This window comes from Stenotrophomonas sp. YJH_SMC_58 (assembly GCF_059369635.1).
This window is the reverse complement of the sequence record NZ_JCAFSW010000009.1, coordinates 47,692-66,906: the sequence shown is the minus strand read 5'-3', so window position 1 is coordinate 66,906 and position 19,215 is coordinate 47,692. Positions and strand designations below refer to the sequence as shown.

The window sequence follows — 19,215 nt, the reverse complement described above, 5'->3', positions numbered from 1 at the left end:
GCCATGAGCAGCCTCGGATCCCTCCCCCTCCCCGTGAGCCCGGACAACGATCCGTTGCGCGACCCGGCGCTCTACATCAACCGCGAGCTGTCGCAGCTGGATTTCAACTTCCGCGTGCTGGCGCAGGCGATGGATCCGCAGGTGCCGCTGCTGGAGCGCCTGCGCTTCATGTGCATCTCCTGCACCAACCTGGACGAGTTCTTCGAGATCCGCGCCGCCGCCGTCCGCCACGCGCAGGAATTCGGCCTGCCACCGGCACCGGACGGGATGAGCCCGCAGGCGATCCTCAACGCCATCCACGACCGCGCGGCACAACTGGTCGACCAACAGTACCGCTGCTGGAACGAGACGCTGCGCCCGGCGCTGATGGAGGCCGGCATCGGCGTGCTCGGCCGCCACTCCTGGACCGATCGGCAGAGGCGCTGGCTGCGCGCCTATTTCCGCAACGAGATCATGCCGGTGCTGTCGCCGCTGGGCCTGGACCCGGTGCACCCGTTCCCGAAGATCCTCAACAAGTCGCTGAACATCGTGGTGGTGCTGAAGGGTACCGACGCGTTCGGCCGCGCCGGCCATCTGGCCATCGTGCGTGCGCCGCGCTCGCTGCCGCGCATCATCCAGCTGCCGGAGAAGCTCGGCGGGTCGCAGAATTTCGTGTTCCTGTCCTCGGTGCTGTCCACCTTCGTCGATGAGCTGTTCCCGGGCATGGAAGTCCAGGGGGCCTACCAGTTCCGCGTCACCCGCAACTCCGAGCTGGTGGTGGACGAGGAGGAGGTGGAGAACCTGGCGCTGGCACTGCGCGACGAACTGGTCGATCGCGGCTACCGGCCGGCGGTGCGGCTGGAAATCGCGCAGGACATGCCGCGCGAGATCGTGCGCACCCTGCTGCAGAACTTCGGCCTGACCGAGAACGCGGTGTACCGCATCGACGGCCCGGTCAACCTCAACCGCATCATCCAGTTGTACGACCTGATCGCACAGCCGGACCTGAAGTACCCGCCAATGACCCCGCGCACGCTGCGCGACAGCGACGGCATCTTCGAGACCGCGGCGCGCCAGGACCTGCTGCTGCACCACCCGTTCGATGCTTTCACCGCGGTGCTGGACCTGATCCGGCAGGCGGCGATCGACCCCAACGTGCTGGCGATCAAGCAGACCCTGTACCGCACCGGCAAGGATTCGCTGATTGTCGATGCGCTGATCCAGGCCGCGCGCAACGGCAAGGACGTGACCGTGGTCGTTGAACTGCGCGCACGCTTCGACGAAGAGGCAAACCTGGGCCTGGCCGATCGCCTGCAGGAAGCCGGCGTGCAGGTGGTGTACGGCGTGGTCGGCTACAAGACCCACGCCAAGATGCTGCTGATCGTGCGCCGCGAGGGCCGCAAGCTGCGCCGCTATGTACACCTGGGCACAGGCAACTACCACAGCGGCACCGCCCGCGCGTACACCGACATCAGCCTGATCACCGCCGATGCGGACATCGGCAACGACGTGCACCTGCTGTTCCAGCAGCTGTCCGGGCTGGCCTCGAAGATGAAGCTCAAGCGCCTGCTGCAGTCGCCCTTCACCCTGCACACCGGCATCCTCGGCCGCATCGAGCGCGAAACGCGCATCGCCGCCGCCGGCCGCCCCGCGCGGATCATCGCCAAGATGAACGCGTTGAACGAACCGCAGGTGGTGCGCGCGCTGTACGCCGCCTCGCAGGCCGGCGTGCAGATCGACCTGATCATCCGCGGCGCCTGCACCCTGCGCCCGGGTGTGCCGGGCATCTCGGACAACATCCGCGTGCGCTCGATCGTCGGCCGCTTCCTGGAGCACAGCCGCGTCTACTGGTTCGGCAACGACGGCGCACCGGAGATGTACTGCGCCAGCGCCGACTGGCTGGAGCGCAACCTGCTGCGCCGGGTCGAGACCTGCTTCCCGATCCTCGACCCGGAGCTGGCCAAGCGGGTCTACCGCGAGGTGCTGCAGAACTACCTGGACGACAACCTCAACGCCTGGGAACTGGACGCGGACGGCATTTACCACAAGCGTGCCCCGGCCCACGACGAAGCCCCGCATTCTGCGCAGATGGCGTTGATGCAGGGGCTGTAAACCGGTGTGTCGACCAAGGTCGACACCTACCAAGAGCAGTAGGCACCGATTTTGGGCGGGATAGGATCAGTGCCGACCAACGGTCGGCACCCACCATCAGATCGCAGAAATCTGTCAAAGGCGGGGTGGGTCCGCCAACCCACAGATAGCTCGCTTTTGCTGTTGCCGTTGATTCGGCGGGTGCAGGGCGCAGCCCTGCCGCACTCCCCTCTTCCAAAATGTGAAGGCCGCGCGGTGACGAGCACACCGCCCCTTCGGCTAACATTCGCCCATGCCGCATACCACTACGACTCCGCCCGCATTGCAGGATGGCGACCTGCTGGCCGCCATCGACCTTGGCTCCAATAGTTTCCACATGGTCATCGCGCGCTACACGCTCGGCCAGCTGCGGGTGATCGACCGGCTGCGCGAGACCGTGCGCATGGCCGATGGCCTGGATGGCAAAGGTGGGCTCTCTTCCGCCGCACGGCAGCGCGCGCTGGAATGCCTGGCCCGTTTCGGCCAGCGCATCCGCAATGTGCCGCCGCACCGGGTACGCGCGCTGGCCACCAACACCGTACGCCAGCTGCGCTCGCCGCAGTCGTTCCTGGTCCCGGCCGAAACCGCGCTGGGGCATGCCATCGAAGTGGTCAGTGGCCGCGAAGAAGCGCGCCTGATCTACCTCGGCGTGGCCCACGCGCAACCGCCCAAGCCTGGCCAGCGCCGGCTGGTCATCGACATCGGCGGCGGCTCCACCGAATTCATCATCGGCATGGGCATGCAGACCCTGGAGCGTGAAAGCCTGCAGGCCGGCTGCATCGCCAGCACCCGCCGCTTCTTCCCCGGCGGCAAGCTGAGCAAGAAGCGCTGGAAGGACGCGCTGGCCGAGATCGGCCGCGAGTTCCAGCCCTTTGCCAGCAAGTACCGCGCACTGGGCTGGCAGGAAGCGCTCGGATCTTCAGGCACGCACAAGGCAATCAGCGAGATCTGCGCGACGATGAAGCTGAGCAAGGGCGCGATCACCGCTGAGGCCCTGCCCCAGCTGCGCGACGAGCTGCTGAAGGCCAAGAAGATCGACGACATCCAGTTGCCGGGCCTGTCCAGCGACCGCCGCCCGATCATCGCCGGCGGCATCCTGGTGCTGGAGGCCGCCTTCCAGGCCCTGGGCCTGCAGAAGCTGCTGGTCAGCAAGGCGGCGATGCGCGAAGGCATCCTGTACGACATCGTCGGCCGTGCCGGTGAGAACGACCTGCGCGACGAATCGGTGGCCGCGCTCAGCCAGCGCTACGGCATCGACACGGTACAGGCCGACCGCGTGCAGGACACCGCGCTGTCGCTGCTGGAGCAGGTGCAGGAGCGCTGGAAACTCGATGCCGACGACGCACGCATGCTCGGCTGGGCCGCGCGCCTGCACGAACTCGGCCTGATGATTGCCCACAGCGGCTACCACGTGCATGGCAGCTACGTGCTGGAACACTCGGACATCGCCGGCTTCTCGCGGCAGGAGCAGCAGATGCTGGCCGCACTGGTACGCAGCCATCGCCGCAGCGTGACCAAGACCGCGTTCGACGCCCTGCCCGAGCGCCTGCTGCTGACTGCACGGCGGTTGGCCGCCCTGCTGCGCCTGGCGGTACTGCTCAACCGCGCCCACGAGGACGATCCGCTGCCGGCATTGGAATTGACCGCGGACGACAACCGCCTGTCGCTGATCGTGCCGCAGGCCTTCATCGATGCGCGCCCGCTGCTCCGCGCCGACCTGATCGGCGAGACCGACGGCATCGCCGGGCTGGGCATCCAGTTCCGGCCGTTCGTGGCCTGATCCCTACGGCCAGGGCGGCACGTCATGACGCGTCGCCATTGGCCTGTTCCGCGCGTGTTCGACAAGCTGTTGAAGCTCTACGACCACGGCCCTTCGGAGCCGTGGTCTTTTCTGTTTCCGCGCAGGTTGTCGCTGCCTGCAATTGCCATGACGCTTTCGGTCCAGAGTCGGGGCGAGGGTGCATCGTCCATCGCTCCGCCGTCGATCAGATCAATCGATTGATTCACTTCCGGTTTGTGCGGAAGCGTCATGCCGCTCCATGGCGATTTCGTCCTTTCCCCATACCTCTCCCTCTCCTCCTTCACTAGGTTCGAACAACCACCGCCTGCGGTGGCGTTGGCGCGGCCCGCTTGGCTGCGCACCGAAGACTTCGAAGACTGAGAGAGAGACACCCATGACCATCCGTATTCCCGCACTGGGGCTGGCGATCCGTCGTGCGCTTGCAATCACGGCGACCACAACCCTGGCCGTTCCGGCGCTCGCGCAGCAGGCACCGGAAGCCACCACGCTGGACCGCATCGAAATCACCGGCTCACGCATCCGCCAGGTCGACCTGGAAACCGCACAGCCGGTGCTGACCGTCAGCCGCGCCGACATCGAGCGACAGGGCTTCAACTCCGTTGCCGACATCCTGCAGAACCTGACCGCGACCGGCAGCCCGGCATTGAGCCGCGCCAGCCCGTTGAGCGCCGGGGAAGCCGCCGGCGGCAGCTACGTGAACATGCGTGGCCTCGGTGCGCAGCGCACCCTGGTGCTGGTCAACGGCAAGCGGCTGGGCATGACCACATCTGGTTTTCAGGACATCTCCAGCATTCCTGCCGCTGCGGTGGAACGCATGGAAGTGCTCAAGGACGGTGCCTCGGCCATCTACGGGTCCGACGCGATGGCCGGCGTGGTGAACATCATCACCCGGCGCAACGTTCAGGGTGTAACCGCCAACGTCTATCACGGCCAATACAGTGAAGGCGACGGTGCCCGTACCCAGTACGACGTGGTTGCCGGCTGGTCCAATGACCGTGCTTCCATCAGCGTTGCTGCCGAGCATGTCGAAGAAAAGGGCGTCTGGGCCAGGGACCGCGGCTTCAGTGCCTATACCTATACCGACGGCCACGCGGATGACGGCTGGACCACGGTCGGCCAGTGGGGTCGCATCACCGGCTTCAAGGGCCCCGGCTGCAGCAACAGCCGGGGCTGCAGCTACTCGCTCGACCGTGGCCGCCAGCCGGGCGGACCGGACAGTTTCCACCTCAGCGACAACACACCGTTCACCGGCGATGTCAGCAACAGCAACGAGCAGATGCATCTGCAGACGCCGATCAAGCGCGATTCGATCTTCGTCGATGCGCGCGTGGAGCTGAACGACCAGGTCCGTTTCAACACCCAGCTGGCCTACAACCGGCGCACCACCACGCGCCAGATTGCCGGCTATCCCTTCCAGTCCGGCCCAGCCGGCATCACCCCGATGTCGGCCGACAGCTGGTTCAACCCGTTCGGTAGCCATCACGGCTACGACACGCCCAGCGATGTGCACTGGAACCGTCGTACCTGGGAGATTCCTCGCGTCAGCACCAGCGATCTGACCACCTGGCAGGCCGTCGCGGCACTCGAGGGCAACTTCGAATTCGGCGGTCGCGACTTCGACTGGGAAGCGGGTTACCAGTACAACCGCAGTGAGCTGACCCAACGTGCCACCGGCAACCTGCACAAGCAGCGCGTGGCCGATGCCACCGGTCCTTCGTTCTACAACCCGGCAACCGGCAAGGTCGAATGCGGAACGCCGGATGCGCCGATCGCAGGCTGCAAACCCTGGAACCCGCTGGTTCCGTATGGCCAGGACGATCCCTATGGCCTGACCGGCAACACGGAGCTACAGGACTGGCTGTTCCCGGAAGAACTCACCCGCGGCCGCACCACCACCCGCAACCTGTTCGCCAACCTCAGCGGCAGCCTTGCCAGCCTGCCCGCCGGCGAGCTGGCCTTCGCCGTTGGGGCCGAGAGCCGCCGCGAGGACGGCCGCTTCATCCCTGATGCGCTTGCGCAGACCGGTGCCACCACCAACCTGGCGGCAGGCCCCACCGGTGGCGGCTACCGTGTCGACGAGGCCTACCTGGAACTGAGCGTGCCGGTGCTGCGCGACCTCGCCGGTGCCCGCGAACTGACCCTCAGCGCGGCGACACGGTACTCGGACTACTCCACCTTCGGCGGAACCCTCAACAGCAAGTTCGGCTTCACCTGGAAGCCGATCGATCAGCTGCTGGTCCGCGGCACTTGGGCACAGGGCTTCCGTGCGCCGACCATCGCCAACCTGTACGGCGGCGGCTCGGAGACGTTCACCACCGGCTTCCGCGATCCCTGCGATACGGTCCATGGCGCAGCCGCAAGCAGTGCCGAGGTCCGCGCGCGCTGTGCTGCCGACATCGCCAACGCCGACACCTACCGCCAGCTCGGCCAGGGCAATGAACCCATCACCGGCAGCAGTGGGCAGACGCCCCTGCCCTTCACCAACGGCTCCAATCCCGACCTGCAGCCGGAAACTTCGACCAGCCGCACTCTGGGCCTGGTCTGGAGCCCGACGTTCGCCGAAGGGCTTCACATCGCACTGGACTGGTGGAAGATCCGCATCGACAACACCATCGTCTCCGACCATCCCAACGACATCCTTCGCGACTGCTACGAGCTGGGTATTGCCGAGCGCTGCAGCAGCTTCACCCGCGACCCGGAGCTGGGCATCGTCAACAAACTCAACTTCGGCAACCGCAACAGCGGCTTCCGCCAGGCAGAAGGCTACGACCTGGAGATCGGCCACAAGGTCGAAACCCGCTGGGGCAGGTTGAGCGCCGACTGGAAGTCCACCTATGTGGTCAACGCCGAAGAGAAGACCACCAACGAAGCCGGCGTACCGGCCATCCCCAGCAATGGCATCGCCGGCAATGGCGGCATCGGCTTCCGCGTGCGCTCCAACGCGTCGCTGGGCTGGGAGCATGGCAACCTCGGCCTGACCTGGGGCCTGCGTTACTTCTCCGCCGTCAAGGAACGCTGCCTGGGTGCGGAGGATTATCCGAACGAGTGTTCCCACCCCGACCAGCGCGCGCCGTGGTTCAGCGGTACGCGCGACTACAACCGTCGTGGATCGGTCACCTTCCATGACGTGCAGGCGCGCTACAGACTGCCGTGGGACGCCACCGTTTCAATCGGCGCCAACAACGTGTTCGGCCGCCAGGGCCCGGCCATGTACAGCCAGCCGAGTGCCAACTTCTCCTACTACGGTGGCTTCGACATCGGCCGTTTCATCTACATGAAATACCAGCAGCGCTTCTGATCCACGCACCACGCACGGTGCCCACCACGGCCCTTCGGGGCCGTGGTGGCGTACGCTTCCGGCCGCGTCATCTGCCGGTCGCAAAGCGGTCACATCGGCTACATCGCCAGGCCCGAGCATGCCGGAAACCCGGAGGCCCGCCATGCGCTATGCCATCGTCACCGAGACCTATCCGCCGGAAGTGAACGGCGTTGCCCTCACCGTGCAGGGGCTGGAGCAGGGACTGCGCAATTCCGGCCATGAGATCGACCTGATCCGGCCCCGCCAGGCCAACGAAGCGCTGGACTCCGCACCGGGCACCCTGTTGGTTCCCGGCGCCGCCCTGCCGCGCTACCCCGGCCTGCGCTTCGGCATGCCGGCACCAATCCGGCTCGGTCGCCATTGGCAGCAGCAACGCCCGGATGCCGTCTATGTCGCCACCGAAGGCCCACTGGGTTGGTCGGCGGTGCGCACCGCACGGCGCCTCGGCATCCCGGTGGCCAGTGGCTTCCACACCCGCTTCGACGAGTACCTGCCCGACTACGGCGTGGCCTGGCTACAGGCCGCCGCGATGCGCTGGATGCGCCGCTTCCACAACCAGGCCGATGCAACCCTGGTACCCACCCGCGAACTGCAGCAGTTTCTCGGCGAACAGGGCTTCGAACGCGTACGCCTGCTGGCGCGCGCGGTCGACAGCCAGCAGTTCGATCCGAACCGTCGTGACCCTGCCCTGCGCGAAGAGTGGGGCGTGGACGGCAACGGCCTGGTGGCGATCTACGTTGGCCGCATCGCCGCGGAGAAGAACCTCGGGCTGGCGGTGAAGGCCTTCCGTCGGTTGCAGCAGATCCGTCCGAAGGCCCGCTTCGTGTGGGTGGGCGATGGCCCGGCCCGCGAAAAGCTGGCGCATGAAAATCCCGACTTCATCTTCTGCGGCGTCCAGCGTGGCGATGCGCTTGCACGTCATTTTGCCAGCGGCGATCTGTTCCTGTTCCCCAGCCGCAGCGAGACCTTCGGCAACGTGACCCTTGAAAGCATGGCCAGCGGCGTGGCAACGGTGGCCTTCGACTACGGCGCGGCGCGCGAGTACCTGCGCAATGGCGAGAATGGCGCCGCAGTGGACAACGACGAGCAGTTCATCGACGCGGCCGTGCAACTGGCCGCGAATGACGCGCAGCGCCACATGCTGGGCAGCAACGCCGCACGCGCCATGAAGCGCCTGCATCCGCAGCAGGTGGTGGCGGAATTCGACGCCCTGCTGGCCGAACTGGCCCAGTCGCGGAGGACCGGCCATGCGCACAACGCGGCTTGAACTGCTGGCCGACCGCGAAGCGCGCCTGTGCCGGCGGGCCAACCACTACTGCCGCCGCCGCCGCGTGCGCCGCCTGTTCGCGGTCATCAGCCGGCTCGGTGACGGCGTGTTCTGGTATGTGCTGATGGGCGCCCTGGTGCTGCTTGATGGCTTCGACGGCCTGCGCGCATCGGTGCACATGGCCGCCACCGGCCTGGCCGCGCTGTTGCTGTACAAGGGCCTCAAGCGCTGGACCCGGCGCCCGCGCCCGTATGCCGCCGACCTGCGCATCCGTGCCTGGGTGGCACCGCTGGACGAGTTCAGCTTCCCCTCCGGGCATACCCTGCACGCGGTGTCGTTCACCATCGTGGCGCTGGCCTATTACCCGTGGCTGGCGCCACTGCTGGTGCCGTTCACTGCGGGCGTGGCGCTGTCGCGGGTGGTACTCGGCCTGCACTACCCGTCCGATGTGCTGGCCGCCACCGGCATCGCCATCGGGCTGGCCTCGGCCAGCCTGGCCTGGTTGCCGTTGCCGGTGTAGCCCCCTGGGTCAGATCCGTTTTCCTTCGGAGAGGGATCTGAACCCCACGATGCCGGCGGCGCTACCGTCATCGTTGATGCCCTAGAATGCCCGCATGACCACGTTGTTCATTTCCGACCTGCACCTGGACCCCAGCCGTCCGGAGATCACCGACCTGTTCCTGCGCTTCCTGCGCGAGCAGGCGCCCGGCGCCGATGCGCTGTACATCCTCGGCGACCTGTTCGAAGCCTGGATCGGCGACGACACGCCCTCGCCTGCCGCCGATGCGGTGGCCGATGCACTGAAGGTACTCTCCGACAGCGGCGTGCCGGTGTACTTCATCCGCGGCAACCGCGACTTCCTGCTCGGTGAAGACTATGCGCGCCGTGCCGGCCTGCGCATCCTGCCCGACCCATGCGTGATCGACCTCTACGGTCGCCCGGTGCTGCTGCAGCACGGTGACCTGCTGTGCACCGATGACATTCCCTACCAGCAGTTCCGTGCACAGACGCGTGACCCGGCGTTCCAGGCACAGTTCCTGTCACAGCCGCTGGCAGCGCGTATCGCGTTCGCGCAGAAGGCGCGCGAAGCCAGCCAGGCCCGCCAGTCGGAAATGAAGCAGGGTGATCGCGCGCAGTTCGAGACCGTCACCGACGTGGCGCCGTCCGAAGTCGATGCCACGTTCGCGCGCCATGGCGTGGACACCATGATCCATGGCCACACCCACCGCCCGGCGATCCATTCGCTGCAGGCCGGTGGCCGTGCCTGCACCCGCATCGTGCTGGGTGACTGGTACGAGCAGGGATCGGTGCTGCGCGTGGATGCCGGCGGCTGGTCGCTGGATACGCTCGCGCGCGAATGATGGGTCCGAAGGTGCCAACCAAGGTTGGCATCTACCCGGGCAGGTGCACGTGCCCGGGTAGACGCCGCGCCTGGTCGGCGCCTGGCCTCAGCGGAAGGCCGCGATGGTGGCCTTGGTATTGACCAGCACGCGCTGGTTGTCGGCGGTACTGGCATTGCCCATCGGGATGCCGTTGTAGCTGATGTTCGGGTTCGACCAGTAGTTCAGGCGCGGGCAGCTGCGGGTGCAGTTGTAGGCCATGATCGTGCGCCATCCGGTGCCGGTGGCTGGCTCGTAGCGATAGCCGTGGCCATAGGCGTAGGGCGAGGTGCTCGAGTCGGTGGCGATGTCATGCCGCGCGCTCTGCAGATGGCCGATCTCGTGCGCGAACGAGTAGTAGCCGGTTGCGCAATCCCAGTACACCGCAGCGAACGCCGTCGACGCCGTCGAGCCGATCCCCGACGCCAGGCCGCAGTACGCCGTGTTGTTGATCAGCAGCACGCCCACGTCCGCCGTGTAGGTGTTTCGACTGGTGTGGATGCTGTCCATGTAGCCGTCGCTGGTGCCGCGGAAACGCGCGAGATCAGTATCGAAGCTGCCCGATTCGGTGTAACTGGTGGTCTCGTAGCGGGCCAGTTCCATGGTGATGCCGACGTTGCTGTTGACATAACCCTGGTTGGATTCGGCCACCGCCAGCTGCACCAGCGACTGCATGTTGCCGCCATAAGCCGCTACCGCTGCATTGGTCGCCACCACCAGCACGCGGATGGTGGCCGGGCTACCGGACGAGGCCTGCGCGATGCCGATGCGGTCGTTGTTGCCCATCGGGATCTTCGGCAGCTGGTTGTAGTCAGCCGGATGATCGGCTGGCATCCTCGATTCGTCGACTTCGACCAGCACGTGGCGGTTACCCAGTGGACGCAGGCGATAAAGCTTGCCGTCCTTGCGGATCGAACCGGTGATGGTGTCGCCCGAACGTACCAGGATCAACGAATTGCCCGGATCGTCCTGGCCGCTGGAGGTGGCGGCGGTCAACCGGTCGGACGGCGAACGGAACTGGCCGTACCAGATGCTGCCACCATCGGGCAGCGCCTCGACCTTGCTGCGCACCGCCTGCACCCGTTTGCCGAGCAGCTCGAATTCCAGCTGCGGCTGCGCCGTAGCCGCCGCGTCGACACGCACTTCCTGCACCGTCGCCGTGGACGGGGTGGCCAGCAGCTTGCCGAGTGCAGGCTCGCTGTTGGCCGATGCCCGGCTGATGACCGTCACCGGTTCGAACAACGGTGCCGCATGCGCGGCTGCCGCCACCGACAAACCCAACACCAGGCCACCTGCCGCTTTGCCAATCGATCTGGACAACATTGTGTCGCTCCTTGAATGATGTGAACAGCGTTGATGCAGCACGCCCGGGTTTGCCGGGTTTGGCCATATGGCCTGCGCGGGTTGTGTGAATTCAATAGAAGATGGGAATGAAAATCAGGAACTGTGATCGACCGCATCTGCGTTAAGTAAGGTCAAAAGCGTCACTACACTTCGCCAATACACCGCTTTCGCGCTACCGTGACGCGGCCACGACGGGGAATGCACATGGCACCAGCGAAGGACACGGACGAAGATGTCGGCTTGCTGCGGATCGGCCTGTTCTTCGACGGCACCCGCAACAACGCACACAACCTGGCGCGCGGCCGTCCGCAGGTTCCGCAGCCTCGACCGGCGCAGCTGCGCGCGGACGATGATTCGACCTACCAGAGCCGGCTGACCAGCAGCTACGACAACGGCCTGACCAACATCGCGCGCCTGCAGCAGCTGTATCCGGACAGCCGCCGTGATGCGATGGCCGCTCCCTCGCTGTCGATCTATGTCGAAGGCGTGGGTACCCGCGATGATGCCGACGACGATCTGATCGGGCTGGCCTTCGGCATCGGTGCCAGTGGCGTTCGCGCGAAAGTGCAGCGCGCGCTGCAGGTGCTGCTTCCGGCCGCACTGTCGGGACTATCCGCACGCTGGCAGCGACCGCTGCATGGCGTGCAGCTGGACCTGTTCGGTTATTCACGCGGTGCTGCTGCCGCACGTGACATCGCCAACCAACTGCAGGGCTGGGACGGCGTGCGCTGGCGCCAGCTGCTGCAGGCCGCCGGCCTGTCCTGCACTGCGAACTTCGCCCCGGCCACGCCGGTGCTGCGCTTCATCGGGCTGTTCGACACCGTTGTCGCAGTCAATGGCGGCCGCGCCGATGAGCGGCCGCAGCTGGCCCTGCACGGCGGCATCGCCGGTCGCGTCGTGCAGCTCACTGCACGCGATGAACATCGCCAGCACTATCCGTTGACCAGCGTGGCACCGCCGTTTGCCGAGATCGCCCTACCCGGCGTACACGCCAATATCGGCGGTGGCTACAACCAGCTGGAAGAAGGTCCCAAGCTGCTCAGCCGCCCGCGCCGGCAACAGCTGCGCCGCCCAGGGGTTGCCGACTACCAGCTCCCTCCACTGGCATTGCTGCAGGCCACCACGGCCTACGCCGAAACGCAGGCCGATGCCGAACGCTGGCGCCAGCAGCTGGGCGTGGGTGAGAAGGAGGTCTGGGTGGATGTCTGGCACCAGTGGCAGCAGCAGCGTCGCGCCGGCAGCCGCAGCGTGCTGTTGTCACCGGTGCTGTATGTGACCGCCGCGGTGGTGCTGCGTCGGCGCATCGACTGGCGCTACCAGCTAATTGCACTGCAGGTGATGCAGCAGCAGGCCATCGACGCCGGCGTGCAATGGACCGCCAATGCCGCCGAGGTTCCTGGCTGGGAGCTGCCGTCCGCCCTGCAGCCGATCGCACGGCGCCTGGTGGCCGGACAGCCGCTGACGCAGACACAGGAGGCGCTGCTGCGCCGGCGTTACCTGATGCAATCGGCGCACTGGAACTTCGATGCACTGGGCGACACCGCACTGACCTACGCGGCCGATGCCGGCGTCAGCGAACTGCCCTACCGGCCGGGTCCCGGCCTGTTCTACATCAACCGGCCGACGGTGGATGGCAAGCGCGTGGTGTTGCCGAACGCCTGAAAATAGGGGACGGAGGGGATCAAGTCGTTTGTGCCACAAACGACTTGATCCCCTCCGTCCCCTTTTCTTCAACCGGCCTGTTCGACCAGGTTGGCGAGCTCATCCGCGTCGAAACCGGCCAGCAGGCGCGCTTCCATGTTGAACGGTCCGTGCAGGTAGCCGCCGGCGTACTCCACCAGCAGTTCCTTGAAACGTGCACGCGGTTCGACGCCGGCGCGGTCGCAGTACCAGCGGTACCAGCGCGAACCGGCAGCCACATGTGCCACTTCCTCGCGCAGGATCACTTCCAGCACATCGGCGGTCTCGCCATCGCCGACATTGCGCAGTTTCCCGATCATGCCGGGCGTCACGTCCAGGCCGCGCGCTTCCAGCACGCGCGGCACCAGCGCCATGCGTGCCAGGCCATCGTGCGCGGTCTTTTCGCACATTTCCCACAGGCCGTTGTGCGCAGGGAAGTCGGCGTAGTCGTGGCCATGCACCTGCAGGCGCTCCCGCAGCAGCATGAAGTGCCTCGATTCGTCGTCGGCACAGCTGACCCAGTCGGCATGGAACGCCGGCGGCAGGCCGCGGAAGCGGTACACCGCGTCCCAGGCCAGGTCGATCGCGTTGAGTTCGATATGCGCGATGGCGTGGATGAAGGCGGCCCGTCCTTCCACACCGCCCAGTCCGCGCCGCGGCACTTCGCGCGGGTGCACCAGCACCAGCTGCGCCGGCCGGCCCGGCATGCGGATCGGCTCTGGCGGTGGCGCGTCGGCAGCCACCTTCAGGCGGCCGGCACGGAACGCAGCGGCGTAGGCCTGGGTCAGCGCCACCTTGCGCAGCGGGTCGGCTTCGGCCAGGCACTGCTGCGCTGCGCGCAGCAGGTCGCCAGCAACATCGGGCACGTCAACCACGCCTGGTCCTCAGGCGCGGCGCTTGTGCTTGGCGTCGTCCGACCGCAGCTGCTGGATGCGCTCGAAGTAGCCCGGTTCAATGCCGGTCGGGTAGTGGCCGTTGAAGCAGGACGAATCGAAGTTGCGCAGCGCCGGATTGCCCTCGCTCACTGCCGCTTCCATGTCTTCCAGGTCCTGGTAGATCAGCCAGTCGCAGCCCAGGTGGGCTTCGATCTCTTCCACCGTGCGGTTGTGCGCGACCAGTTCCTCGGCCGCCGGCATGTCGATGCCGTAGATGTTCGGGTAGCGCACCGGCGGCGCGGCGCTGGCCAGGTAGACCTTGCGCGCGCCCGCGTCACGGGCCATCTGCACGATCTGCTGGCTGGTGGTGCCACGCACGATCGAATCGTCCACCAGCAGCACCACGCGGTTGCGGAACTCCAGGTGGATCGGGTTGAGCTTGCGACGCACCGACTTCACGCGTTCGCCCTGCCCCGGCATGATGAAGGTACGGCCGATGTAGCGGTTCTTGATGAAGCCTTCGCGATACTTCACGCCGAGCACGTTGGAGATCTCAAGCGCAGCGTCGCGCGAGGTATCCGGGATCGGGATGATGGTGTCGATGTCGTGGTCCGGGCGCAGGCGCAGGATCTTCTCGCCCAGCTTGATGCCCATGCGCATGCGCGCCTTGTGCACCGACACGTTGTCGATCATCGAATCCGGGCGTGCGAAATACACGTATTCGAAGATGCACGGGGTGTGCTCGGCCGGCTCGGCGCAGATTTCCGAGAACAGCTCGCCGCGCGCGGTGATCACCAGCGCTTCGCCCGGCTGCACATCGCGCACGCGCTGGAAGCCCAGCACGTCCAGCGCGGCCGACTCGGACGCCACGATGTACTCGTCGCCCTCGGCATGGCTGCGCTTGCCCAGCACCAGCGGACGGATGCCATGCGGGTCGCGGAAGGCGACCAGGCCCAGGCCCAGCACCACGCTGACCACTGCATAGCCACCCTTGCAGCGGCGGTGCACGCCGGCCACCGCGCGGATGGCCGCTTCCGGGCTGAGCTGGCGCTGCTGTTCCAGTTCGTAGGCGAACACGTTCAGCAGCACTTCGCTGTCCGAATCGGTGTTGACGTTGCGGCGGTCCTGTTCGAACACCTGCTGGCGCAGCGCCTCGGTATTGATCAGGTTGCCGTTGTGGGCCAGCGCGATGCCGTACGGCGAATTGACGTAGAACGGCTGCGCCTCGTCCATGCCTTCCGAACCGGCGGTCGGGTAACGCACGTGGGCGATGCCGACGCTGCCTTCCAGGGTGGACATGGTGCGGGCATCGAACACATCGCGGACCAGGCCGGTGGCCTTCTGCACGCGCAGGCGGCTGCCGTTGGCGGTGGCGATGCCCGCCGCGTCCTGGCCACGGTGCTGGAGGACGGTCAAGCCGTCATACAACTGCCCGGCGACGTTCTGGTTGCCGACGATTCCGACGATGCCACACATGGTGCGAGGTCTCCGCTGGGCTGTGCCCAGTTACAAGGAAGGTGGCCGTACCTGGCCGCGGTGGTCGCCGCGCCTGCGGTCGACATTGGCCGGATCGCCCGGCTCGATACTGTCCGGCAGTGCTGGGGCGTCCGGACGCACTTCGGCCGGATCGTAGGAATCGCCCTGTTCCGCTTTCGCAGGCCGCAGCCATCCGCTGCCTGCCACTACCTGGTTGAGGATGCCATTATCGCCTGCCGCGCCCGGCTTTCCCAATCCGGCGCCTGCGTTCTTGCCCAACTCCATCAATGCAGATGGGGACAGCGCGTCGGTCGGCAAGGCCTTGGGCAGCAGATCGGCCCCGGGAACCTCCCAGTGCGGCAGCTTGCTGTTCATCCAGGCAACGGTGGGGTTCAGCAGTGGCCGAACCGCCGAGCGCTGCCAGGAGGGCTCGGCAGTCAACGGGGTGAAACTGCCCAGCAGGAGCAGGATCGCGGCGATCAGGCCGCCCCGCACGGCGCCCAGCACCCCGCCCAGCAGGCGGTCCAGGCTGGTCAGCATGCTGCGCTGGACCAGAGCCTTGATGACCATGCCGATCACCGCGACCACGATCATCACGCCGATGCCGACCCCCAGGTAGCCACCGACGAAGTGTTCGCCACCGGGGGCCGCCGGGGCGGCCCACCAATGGGCGGCGTCATTGCCGAAGGCGAAGGCCGCCCACGCGGCCAGCAGCCACGACAGGGTGCCGATGACGATTCCCACGAAGCCGCGCAGCATCCCCAGCAGGGTGGAGGCGGCGATCACGATCAGCAGCACCACGTCGATCATGGCGCCCCGCTCCTTCGGCGGCGCTGGCAACGAGGCTGCGCGTGGGTCATGGGTGCGGTCGGACCATGCCGGCCACGCCGACCTTGGCGGCAACCTGCGCCTTCAGCTGCTCGGCATCGCCACGGTTGGCCACCGGCCCGACGCGGACGCGATGCAGGGTGCCCTTTTCGGTGCGCACCTGCTCGACAAAAGCACTGAAGCCGGCGGCGCGGACCTTGTCGCGCAGGGCGTTGGCATCGTTGGCCTGGCCGAACGCGCCCAGCTGCACGGCAAAGCCGACGCCGCTGGCGGCTGGTGCTGCCGGCGTGGCCGGGGCCGTTGCCGGCTTGCTGGCGGTGGCCTCCGGCTTCGGCTCGGGCTTCGGGGTTTCGGGCTTCGGCGCCGGCTTCGGCGGCTCGGGCTTGGCCGCCGGAGTGGTCGTTGCAGTCGGCGTACTCGGCGGCAGGTTTTCACTGCGCACCGGGTTGCTGGTGGCCGACGGCGCGGTGGCGGCGGATGGGGTACTGGCGCTCGGCGTAGCCGGTGCCGGGGTGGCTGCCACCGGGGCGCTGCTGTCCGCTGCGGCATCCAGGGTGATCACTTCGGCCTTCACATCGGCACGGATCTTCACCGCCTGCAGGCGGGCGGCCTCGGCCTGTGCACGGTCGGCGTACGGCCCCACGCGCACGCGCCATGCCTGGCGGCCGTTGATGGTCGCCGTTTCGGCGAAGCCCGGCAGCTGCGAGCGCTTCAGGTAGGCGATCACCGCATCGGCGTCGGCCTTGCTGCCGTAGGCACCGAAGGTAACCGCATAGTTGCCGGCGGCGACCGTCGGCGAGGTATCCACGGTCGGCGGAGTGGCCGGCGTGGCGGCGTCCTGCAGCGGCTTGGCCTGCCCGGTCTGCAGACCGGTGGCACCACCGGCCGGGGCGACCAGGGGCAGCTCACGGGTTTCGAACTGGCCATCGGCCGGTGCATCCGGCGCGGCGATCGGCACATTGGCCACGCCGCTGTCCGGTGCCGGCCCCTTGACCAGCATCGGCAGGAAAATCACGGCCAGTGCCACCAGCACGATGGCACCAATCAGACGCTGTTTCAGAGGCGTATCCACGTGAGGCAGGCAACTGTCCGGAGATTGGCATCGATTATACGGGTGCCGGACCGGACGGCGTCGGCGTTGGCTGAACGCGTATCAGGCATCGCCCTGCAGCCATTGCAGGGCGGCCGCAGCGGTATGGAAGGAGCCGAACACCAGCACGCGGTCACCGCGCTCGGCCTGGGCCAGCACCTGCGCCAGTGCCTGTTCGACGCTGTCAGCCAGCAGCGCCGTGGCGGCGGCGGTGCCGGCCAGGCGTGCCTGCAGCTGGGCGGCGCTCTGCCCGCGCGGGCCTTCCAGCCCGGCCAGGGTCCACTCGCCCACTACGTCCTCCAGCGCCTGCACCACCCCCGCTGCGTCCTTGTCCTGCAGCGCGGCGTACACCGCCAGGGTGCGCCCGGCAGAGACCTCGGCCTTCAGCGCACGCGCCAGCTGGCCCGCCGCCTGCGGGTTGTGGCCGACGTCGACGCGGATCTGCACGCCATCGCGCTCGAATGCCTGCAGCCGGCCGGAAATGCGCGCCGCTGCGACACCGGCGGCCCACGCCGCACGCGGCACCGGCTTGTCCAGCGCGCGCAGCGCGGCGATGGCGGCACCCGCATTGGCCAGCTGGATCGGGCCGGCCAGCGCCGGGGTCGGCAGTTCCATGCGCAGGCCGACATCGCGCCAGCGCCAACGCTGCGCATCGATCGGCTCGTAGAAATAGTCGCTGCCACCACGGATCGCATTGGCGCCAACCAGGTAGGCACGGCGCAGCACGCTCGACGGCGGATCGGTCTCGCCCAGGATCACCGGCTTCCAGCCGCGGATGATGCCGGCCTTCTCGGTCCCGATCGCCTCGCGATCCTCGCCCAGCCACTCGGCATGGTCGATGTCCACGGTCGTGATCACCGCCACGTCAGCATCGACGATGTTGACCGCATCGAGGCGGCCGCCCAGGCCCACTTCCAGTACCGCCAGGTCCAGCCCGGCGTCGGCGAACAGCTGCAGCGCGGCCAGCGTGCCGTACTCGAAATAGGTCAGCGTGATCTCGCCACGCACGGCTTCGATCGTATTGAACGCGGCGACCAGCGCGGCATCGTCCACGTCCTGGCCGTCGATGCGCACGCGCTCGTTGTAGCGCAGCAGGTGCGGCGAGGTGTAGGCACCGACCTTCCAGCCGGCGGCGCGTGCAATGGCTTCGATGAAAGCCACGGTTGAGCCCTTGCCGTTGGTGCCACCGACCACGATGGTGCGCTTGGCCGGCGCGCCCAGGCCCATCGCCGCGGCCACGGCGCGCACGCGCTCCAGGCCCATGTCGATGCTCGCCGGGTGCTGGCGTTCAATGTAGTCCAGCCAGTCGGCCAGGGTGGTCGGGGTGTTCGTCACGGCAGCGGTTCCAGCAGAAGCAGTTGATGCGGGGGATGGATCAGAGGGCGCGGTGCTTGGCTTCGCCGAAGAACGGCGTGTGGTGGGCGCAGTCGTTCAGGCGCACCACTTCCAGGCTGTCCAGGTCGGCGCCTTCGAGCAGGTTGAGCGTGGTCGGTGCCTGGCGGAAGGTCCACAGGCGGGAAAGCGGCAGGCCCAGCACCTTGCACAGGATCACGCGGTTGACCGCATCGTGCGCAACCACCAGCAGAGTGTCGTGCTCGCCGAGGCCTTCGGTGGCACGCGCCAGCCCACGCCAGCTGCGCTCCAGCACCAGGCGCAGCGATTCGCCGCCGGGCATCAACACCGTATCCGGCTCCTCGCGCCAGGCCTGCAGGCGCGACGGATCCTTCTCGTGGATCTCGCTGGCGAGCAACCCTTCCCATTCACCGTGGGCGATTTCCTGCAGCTCGGGCTCGGTCAGCAGCATGTCGGCGCGGGCGGCGCCAAGCGCCAGCTGCGCGGTGCGCTGCGCGCGCGACAGCGGCGAGGCGACGGCGCGGGTGATGTCCACCGAGGCCAGGCGGGCACCCAGTGCCTGGGCCTGGGCTTCACCGATCGGCGAAAGCGGAATATCGATCTGGCCCTGGTAGCGGCCTTCGGCGTTCCACGGCGTTTCGCCGTGGCGGGCAAGCAGGATGCGCATGCGTGCAAGGGGTCCTGGGGGGAGGAG

15 protein-coding genes are annotated in these 19,215 nt (G+C 67.3%); 7 read left to right on the top strand and 8 right to left on the bottom strand.

The genetic code is table 11. The annotated features are described in order from the left end of the window. Positions 1–3: 3 nt before the first annotated feature. Positions 4–2,091 carry a polyphosphate kinase 1 gene (gene ppk1 / locus AC5P68_RS12955; RefSeq protein WP_005408256.1) on the top strand — a complete coding sequence of 696 codons (2,088 nt, stop codon included), beginning with the start codon at positions 4–6 and terminating at the stop codon, positions 2,089–2,091. Between the two features lie 271 nt (positions 2,092–2,362). Further along, positions 2,363–3,889 (top strand): exopolyphosphatase, encoded by a 1,527-nt coding sequence (gene ppx / locus AC5P68_RS12950; RefSeq protein WP_005408255.1) that lies wholly within the window; start codon positions 2,363–2,365, stop codon positions 3,887–3,889. Positions 3,890–3,966: 77 nt separating this feature from the next. On the opposite strand, the gene AC5P68_RS12945 is transcribed toward ppx, so the two are convergent. Beyond that, positions 3,967–4,140: a hypothetical protein gene (locus AC5P68_RS12945; RefSeq protein WP_154213985.1), complete on the bottom strand. Its 174-nt coding sequence runs from the start codon at positions 4,138–4,140 to the stop codon at positions 3,967–3,969. Positions 4,141–4,283: 143 nt separating this feature from the next. Here AC5P68_RS12945 and AC5P68_RS12940 point away from each other — a divergent pair, with 143 nt between their 5' ends. The 4 genes from AC5P68_RS12940 to lpxH all read left to right on the top strand — a co-directional run bounded on the left by AC5P68_RS12940 (position 4,284) and on the right by lpxH (position 9,857). After that, positions 4,284–7,208 (top strand): TonB-dependent receptor plug domain-containing protein, encoded by a 2,925-nt coding sequence (locus AC5P68_RS12940; protein ID WP_049454716.1) that lies wholly within the window; start codon positions 4,284–4,286, stop codon positions 7,206–7,208. A gap of 142 nt (positions 7,209–7,350) precedes the next feature. Then, entirely contained in the window at positions 7,351–8,496 is a 1,146-nt protein-coding gene (locus tag AC5P68_RS12935; protein WP_049403851.1) for a glycosyltransferase family 4 protein, read from the top strand. Continuing rightward, positions 8,477–9,016 carry a phosphatase PAP2 family protein gene (locus AC5P68_RS12930; protein ID WP_005408251.1) on the top strand — a complete coding sequence of 180 codons (540 nt, stop codon included), beginning with the start codon at positions 8,477–8,479 and terminating at the stop codon, positions 9,014–9,016. The genes AC5P68_RS12935 and AC5P68_RS12930 overlap by 20 nt, the downstream gene beginning before the upstream one ends. Before the next feature lie 94 nt (positions 9,017–9,110). After that, a complete protein-coding gene (gene lpxH, locus AC5P68_RS12925) occupies positions 9,111–9,857 on the top strand; it encodes a UDP-2,3-diacylglucosamine diphosphatase (protein ID WP_033835457.1) in 747 nt (248 codons plus the stop codon). An 87-nt stretch (positions 9,858–9,944) separates the two neighbouring features. Here the strand turns inward: lpxH and AC5P68_RS12920 are convergent, their stop codons facing one another. Beyond that, positions 9,945–11,198, bottom strand: coding sequence for a M12 family metallo-peptidase (locus AC5P68_RS12920; protein WP_033835456.1), 1,254 nt, complete (start codon positions 11,196–11,198; stop codon positions 9,945–9,947). 225 nt (positions 11,199–11,423) lie between these two features. Here AC5P68_RS12920 and AC5P68_RS12915 point away from each other — a divergent pair, with 225 nt between their 5' ends. Further along, a complete protein-coding gene (locus AC5P68_RS12915) occupies positions 11,424–12,881 on the top strand; it encodes a T6SS phospholipase effector Tle1-like catalytic domain-containing protein (RefSeq protein WP_049454720.1) in 1,458 nt (485 codons plus the stop codon). A 68-nt stretch (positions 12,882–12,949) separates the two neighbouring features. Here AC5P68_RS12915 and AC5P68_RS12910 read toward each other — a convergent pair whose 3' ends face one another. The 6 genes from AC5P68_RS12910 to AC5P68_RS12885 form a co-directional block, all read right to left on the bottom strand. Beyond that, positions 12,950–13,774 (bottom strand): ferritin-like domain-containing protein, encoded by an 825-nt coding sequence (locus AC5P68_RS12910; protein WP_049403849.1) that lies wholly within the window; start codon positions 13,772–13,774, stop codon positions 12,950–12,952. 9 nt (positions 13,775–13,783) lie between these two features. Next, positions 13,784–15,250, bottom strand: coding sequence for an amidophosphoribosyltransferase (purF, locus tag AC5P68_RS12905; RefSeq protein WP_005408246.1), 1,467 nt, complete (start codon positions 15,248–15,250; stop codon positions 13,784–13,786). A gap of 30 nt (positions 15,251–15,280) precedes the next feature. Next, the gene (locus AC5P68_RS12900; protein WP_049433054.1) at positions 15,281–16,060 is read right to left on the bottom strand and encodes a CvpA family protein; all 780 of its coding nucleotides are present in this window, start codon (positions 16,058–16,060) and stop codon (positions 15,281–15,283) included. Positions 16,061–16,106: 46 nt separating this feature from the next. Beyond that, entirely contained in the window at positions 16,107–17,150 is a 1,044-nt protein-coding gene (locus tag AC5P68_RS12895) for an SPOR domain-containing protein (RefSeq protein ID WP_049403846.1), read from the bottom strand. A gap of 81 nt (positions 17,151–17,231) precedes the next feature. Next, on the bottom strand, positions 17,232–18,503 hold the full coding sequence (gene folC, locus AC5P68_RS12890) for a bifunctional tetrahydrofolate synthase/dihydrofolate synthase (RefSeq protein ID WP_059033280.1): 1,272 nt from the start codon (positions 18,501–18,503) through the stop codon (positions 17,232–17,234). A 40-nt stretch (positions 18,504–18,543) separates the two neighbouring features. Next, positions 18,544–19,188: a histidine phosphatase family protein gene (locus AC5P68_RS12885; RefSeq protein WP_005408242.1), complete on the bottom strand. Its 645-nt coding sequence runs from the start codon at positions 19,186–19,188 to the stop codon at positions 18,544–18,546. Positions 19,189–19,215 lie beyond the last annotated feature (27 nt).